Source organism: Novipirellula sp. (assembly GCF_041583735.1).
GTDB lineage: Bacteria > Planctomycetota > Planctomycetia > Pirellulales > Pirellulaceae > Novipirellula.
In genome coordinates this window covers 1-4,771 of sequence record NZ_JBFHFD010000666.1, presented here as the reverse complement: position 1 = coordinate 4,771, position 4,771 = coordinate 1, and the positions used below count along the sequence as shown (strand labels likewise).

Sequence of the window (4,771 nt, the reverse complement as noted above, 5' to 3'; positions counted from 1 at the left end):
CCCACTCCCCACTCCCAGCTCCCAGCTCACCACTCCGTGTCTCCGTGTCTCCGTGTCTAGCCTCCCACCCGCTCGTCAACCAGACCTTGCCAGTCCGCAACGTGCACGGCATCGTTCTGGCGTCTATAAACCAATCGTCGTGATGCTCAAGTCTTTGACATCCGACCAATCGCCTAAAGTTACCGTAATCGTAGTAGACGCTCCGTTGCGTACGATGCCAAGTTTAACAGCTTGGCCCGGCCGCAACCCACTTGCCCGCGATTGGAAGTCGGACGCATCGCGAAACGTCGATCCATTGATTGTCGTGACGAAATCACCCGCCATTAGTCCAGCGGCGTCCGCAGGTCCCGTTGGGGCGACTTGCGTCAATTTTAGCGCGTACGGTACGCCCATCGCTGCGATGTCGGCCGGCGACGCAGCGTCCCAGCCAATACCGGCCCACCCAACGCTTTCGGGCGAAAGAGCCCGCGACGATGCGCGGAAATGGTTGATATCGAACAAATAATTCCGAAACAGAAATCCGGCTATGAGCGACGCGAGCACGGCGACGACGATAGAGAGGCGGACGCGTCCCGTGTGGTTTGTGGCAGATTTGGTTGCCATCAGATCGCACATTTAGATAACGAAAAGTGAAACCACATAAATGCCAGAACGTTGCGGATCACGTGTCGCCGCAAACGACACACCACTTCGGCATACTCAACTCGGCGACTCAAGTGCACCCGATGGTTCGTCACGATCACGGGATCCTTCGGTCGCGCGATGGCTGCGAATCTCGTTCAGCAATTTCGTGATCTTGTCGTGGTTTCGATGGTGAGTCGAAATGACGATACAGAGGTTCTGCGGGTAGGAGGTATAGGTTGATTTGCCTCCCCCTTCTTCCCAATCCGATGGAGAAGTCATCGCACGAACAAGTTGCATCATTAACTTGGGATAAAATTTGCCGTCCGTTGTGAAGACTGGAAGATCGTAGAACCTGTAAACAGCTGGGTAAATCTGATTCGCATCGGCCATGCGACCGTCTTCAGCCACAGCAACGGAATTGCTGGCTGCGAACGAACACACGATTGCGAAACCCAGCAGTGTTGATAGTCGAGTGAAACGCCACATCGGGAAATCCTTAGGTAGAGAGGAAACATAACCTTGAAGCTATCGATAAAGGTCCGTTCGTGAAATCGCAATTGCTCATACGACGATCGGTAGACATCACGGGGGGACGGACGAAAGATTCTCCACTTCAAAACAGCACGCAAGCCGCCCTCCGTCTCATACACTTGTTGCACGCCGGCCCCAATGATATCGAGAGGATCAATCCCAAATAACATCAGGTGTCGCCGAGAAAATCTGCGTTGACCACACTTGACGAGGGCGTTTCTCAAAACGCCCATCACGATAGATACGCAACCGCTCCACCCCGAGATCAGTCTTATGATGGTTGCAGCCAAGCAGCGTGAGTACACGCAATGAAATTGCGTCCCTGTCAAAATCGAAGCGGGTTCTGCCGAGCTTGGGTAGTATCGGATTCAATTCTGAGAAATTCACCTCGAACCGGTCTGAAAGCGATGGATATGAAAGGGGAAACTTCACGACGTCCCCTCCCTTCCCAAGAACAAAGTGCGAGTAACTTCCTTTTGCAGTCACGTCCAAGATTAGGCTTGCCAAACACTTCGCGCAAGCATGGCAAAGAAATTCCCATCTTTCTCGCAGGACTTCTTGTAGGCCCGCGCCATCTGATCGCAGTTCGACGAACTCGTACCGTTTTTCCTCTCGACCAGTATTCCAGGCAACAACAAGCGATGAACTCCAAACCAAGCTGCAGTGCTCCAGCAAGGCTGAATCAGTCGAGATATGGAAGAAATGGCAGCCAGGCAGTGACGGAAAGTGACTCACGTTACGCCAAGCAATAGAGCACCCTTCCGGCAAATTCAGGTCTTGCCGGCAGCACTCTTCCATGTGGCGGAAACCGGGATCCGGGATGCTGTGCATGGACTGTCAACGGGTCAAATCGGTTCAGGGATTTCAGTCGGCGAACGGTGGACGTCACTGGGCGGCGACGAGAAATTAACCATTGTCAAAACGTTTCGTACGCCGCGCCAGTGCACGGCCTTATCACCCGCCGCCTTGGGGTTGCGTTGACTGCGGCCGCAATGAATCGTATATCGACGCATTGTAGACCCGTGGATCGTATTCCAAACGACCCTTGTTGCGATTTAGAAATTCGATGTACTCGTCCAGGCGGGATGGGGTTGCAAGAAACTGAAAGTAGAATCCGTCGGCATGCGCGTCTAAGCCAGGCAGCGGATTCCGAGTGAGAAATTCCTGTGTTTTCCGCATCGCATCAATCTCGAGACGAAGTGACTCGTTGACGAAATCGTTTTTGCTGATTTCGTCGTGAACAACCTGCCATCGCAACTTCCCAACCCTATCAGCGTGCGAGAGGTTAAAAAGCTCAAACACAAGCATCGCCCATTTATCCCGACCTGAGTATTTGGCGTCGGCCGACACACGAACGACACAGAGAATCTGGCAGACGTGCTCAGCACCGGACATAGGCTCGGCGTTGTCCCAATGAACACGATGGTTTTGCAGACCACCGGCAGAGAATTTTGAGGCAACGAATCGATAGACCGGGTGGTCAATGGGCACAACTCCGCGCATCTCCGGCCGATCGTCGAGCACTTGAGCGATTTGGCGATCACCGAAAGAGTCCGCGCCAACCTCGTGCGATACGAAGCAATGTACAAACACGATCATTAGCGCAAGCGATATCTTCATACGACAAGGAAGTAAGGTTGAATCAGTCGGGTAACGGTGCCAATCATCCGGCGGCGACGAGAGATTGTCCACAGCAAATCGCCCGGCCCCGCCGATCGAGTGCATTGGCTTGTGTCCACCCGCCTTGTCACAGCGGATCGAGCATTTCGTAGTCTTCGCCTGTCGAATTCGGCAAGTCCATGTCGTAACGAATTCCGGTCAAAGAGGCAAACAAATCAATCGGCACGTCGAATACGTGATCGACATCATCGCCGTCGTCAGCCTGTTCTCGTAGTTTGGCATCGCGGATTACATCATATCCTTCTGGCGGGTCGCCGTCCGTCACCAAATGAGTTGGCGATTGCTGAGCGTCATGGAAAACAATCCATTTCTCCACCCCGTTTTCCCATCCCGTCGCAAAACTCGACATGCACGTTTCATTCGCATCGCAGAATAGCAGCTCCGCACGAGCCGATAATTTGGCCAAGACTTCGCTATGAGGTCGCGGATAGTCGTTCAAGTACAACAGTTCCCAACCAGTGGATACGGTAGCGCCGCAGACCGGAGATTCGGCGATCTCTTCATGCTGGCCAGTGCGCCGGACGCCAAATCGTTCGTAAAGCGTATCAGCGTCAATTCCACGAACTGCAATCAGTGCGACACGGAATCCCATTGACTCTCCGATTGATGTTCTGAAGGTGTTACGACCGGCATCACGGGGGACGGACGCAAGACTCTCCACTTCAAAAAACGTGCAAGACGTCCTCGCGTGCATTTCATGGTTCTTCCTTCAGTTTTTTGGGGAAAGTGCTGCCGACCCAAAGAACTTTTTTCCCAAGGGACTCGTGCCAGAGAATGCGAGAGCGACTGAACCGTTACGAAGGGTGCCACGCATGAAAATTTTGGCGCGGCCCACAACAGGCGACTCGATGATCACCAATCCGTCGCCTCTACGAGGGGCTTTGCCCGTCACCGGAAATTCGATCTTATCACCGCTTGGGGAGTGCGTCGCGACAACACCTTCCAACTTGTCGCCGTCCCGTTGCGCAATCGAAATCGCCCAACGAAGCTCATCCTTTTGTCCTGGGATTTTGGATAGTCCTCCCCACACCACACCTGGGGCAAACTGGTCTTTTGCTGGGTCCGATGACTCTGCTTCCACTTCCTTCAGCGAAGCGTTCTCCTTCCGCAAAGCCTCGCACTCTTCATTCAACTGCTTGATTTGTTGCTCAGCCAGTTGAAGTTTGAGTTCAAGAGTCTCGATCCGTTGATTGAGCGATGACTCGGCCGCATCCTGAGACAATACGACATTTGGAATCGAGCAACATGCTGTCACAAAGGCTAAGCAAATAAAATAACGCATTTAAGTCTCCTTGTTGAGAAACGGAAGAACGTTGGCGTTGAGCGAGCACCGCCCATGTGGTTTCCATTTGCAAACGCGCCATGCGGTGCTCCGTGGCGAGTAGAACGGAGTCTCTCGGATGTTAGGATACGCTTTGTGTTCACGGTTTGCCACAGATTTCTCCTTGGGGTGTCACAGTATTTGATCCTAATCCAATTAATCACAGTCCAATGGATCACCGAACGCTCTCAGAACCGGACTGGCGCCACCGGCGCATCCGGCTCCCAGCGGACACCTCTCACCTGGCATCACTTCGCACTCTTCAATCGCGATCAAGTCCGCGCCACCAGCACTTGCCCCGTGGAAATCCCTCTGATTCGCAGCGAATACCGCACGCAAACGCTTGCCCGTGAGTCACCGCGAATGAACATCTCACTGTCCAATGATCGACGCGACTTAGCCCCCACGAATGAGTTAGACGCTAGCCTCGCAAATGATCAACCCAAAGGCAAAAACATGGTTGACAAAAAGATGAAGGCAGAACGATGAGTGACGTGTTACTTCGTCATAAAAATCTTTCTGTCTTACATCCGCCATCACCTGCCGCACACTCCTCACTCCTCACTCCTCACTCCTCACTCCTCACTCCTCACTCCTCACTCCTCACTCCTCACT

General features: G+C 53.2%; 7 protein-coding genes. 1 reads left to right on the top strand and 6 read right to left on the bottom strand.

All coding sequences use genetic code 11. The features are described 5' to 3' along the window. Positions 1–123: 123 nt before the first annotated feature. From ABX962_RS30555 to ABX962_RS30530, 6 genes are all read right to left on the bottom strand, one after another. Entirely contained in the window at positions 124–603 is a 480-nt protein-coding gene (locus tag ABX962_RS30555) for a PDZ domain-containing protein (RefSeq protein ID WP_372725236.1), read from the bottom strand. A 96-nt stretch (positions 604–699) separates the two neighbouring features. Then, positions 700–1,110 carry a hypothetical protein gene (locus tag ABX962_RS30550; protein ID WP_372725234.1) on the bottom strand — a complete coding sequence of 137 codons (411 nt, stop codon included), beginning with the start codon at positions 1,108–1,110 and terminating at the stop codon, positions 700–702. 198 nt (positions 1,111–1,308) lie between these two features. After that, positions 1,309–1,986 carry a hypothetical protein gene (locus tag ABX962_RS30545; RefSeq protein ID WP_372725233.1) on the bottom strand — a complete coding sequence of 226 codons (678 nt, stop codon included), beginning with the start codon at positions 1,984–1,986 and terminating at the stop codon, positions 1,309–1,311. 123 nt (positions 1,987–2,109) lie between these two features. After that, positions 2,110–2,412: a hypothetical protein gene (locus ABX962_RS30540; RefSeq protein WP_372725231.1), complete on the bottom strand. Its 303-nt coding sequence runs from the start codon at positions 2,410–2,412 to the stop codon at positions 2,110–2,112. Between the two features lie 490 nt (positions 2,413–2,902). Continuing rightward, positions 2,903–3,427, bottom strand: a complete 525-nt coding sequence (locus ABX962_RS30535; protein WP_372725229.1) for a hypothetical protein — start codon at positions 3,425–3,427, stop codon at positions 2,903–2,905. Between the two features lie 117 nt (positions 3,428–3,544). Continuing rightward, positions 3,545–4,117 (bottom strand): hypothetical protein, encoded by a 573-nt coding sequence (locus ABX962_RS30530; protein WP_372725227.1) that lies wholly within the window; start codon positions 4,115–4,117, stop codon positions 3,545–3,547. Between the two features lie 339 nt (positions 4,118–4,456). Between ABX962_RS30530 and ABX962_RS30525 the strand changes: the two genes are divergently transcribed. Continuing rightward, entirely contained in the window at positions 4,457–4,645 is a 189-nt protein-coding gene (locus ABX962_RS30525; RefSeq protein ID WP_372725226.1) for a hypothetical protein, read from the top strand. Positions 4,646–4,771: the final 126 nt, after the last annotated feature.

What these genes read in the sequence shown, in the direction of transcription:
- ABX962_RS30530 (WP_372725227.1), bottom strand. Translation starts at nt 4,117, where the DNA reads ATGCGTTATTTTATTTGCTTAGCCTTTGTGACAGCATGTTGCTCGATT.
- ABX962_RS30535 (WP_372725229.1), bottom strand. Translation starts at nt 3,427, where the DNA reads ATGGGATTCCGTGTCGCACTGATTGCAGTTCGTGGAATTGACGCTGAT.
- ABX962_RS30545 (WP_372725233.1), bottom strand. Translation starts at nt 1,986, where the DNA reads ATGCACAGCATCCCGGATCCCGGTTTCCGCCACATGGAAGAGTGCTGC.
- ABX962_RS30555 (WP_372725236.1), bottom strand. Translation starts at nt 603, where the DNA reads ATGGCAACCAAATCTGCCACAAACCACACGGGACGCGTCCGCCTCTCT.
- ABX962_RS30550 (WP_372725234.1), bottom strand. Translation starts at nt 1,110, where the DNA reads ATGTGGCGTTTCACTCGACTATCAACACTGCTGGGTTTCGCAATCGTG.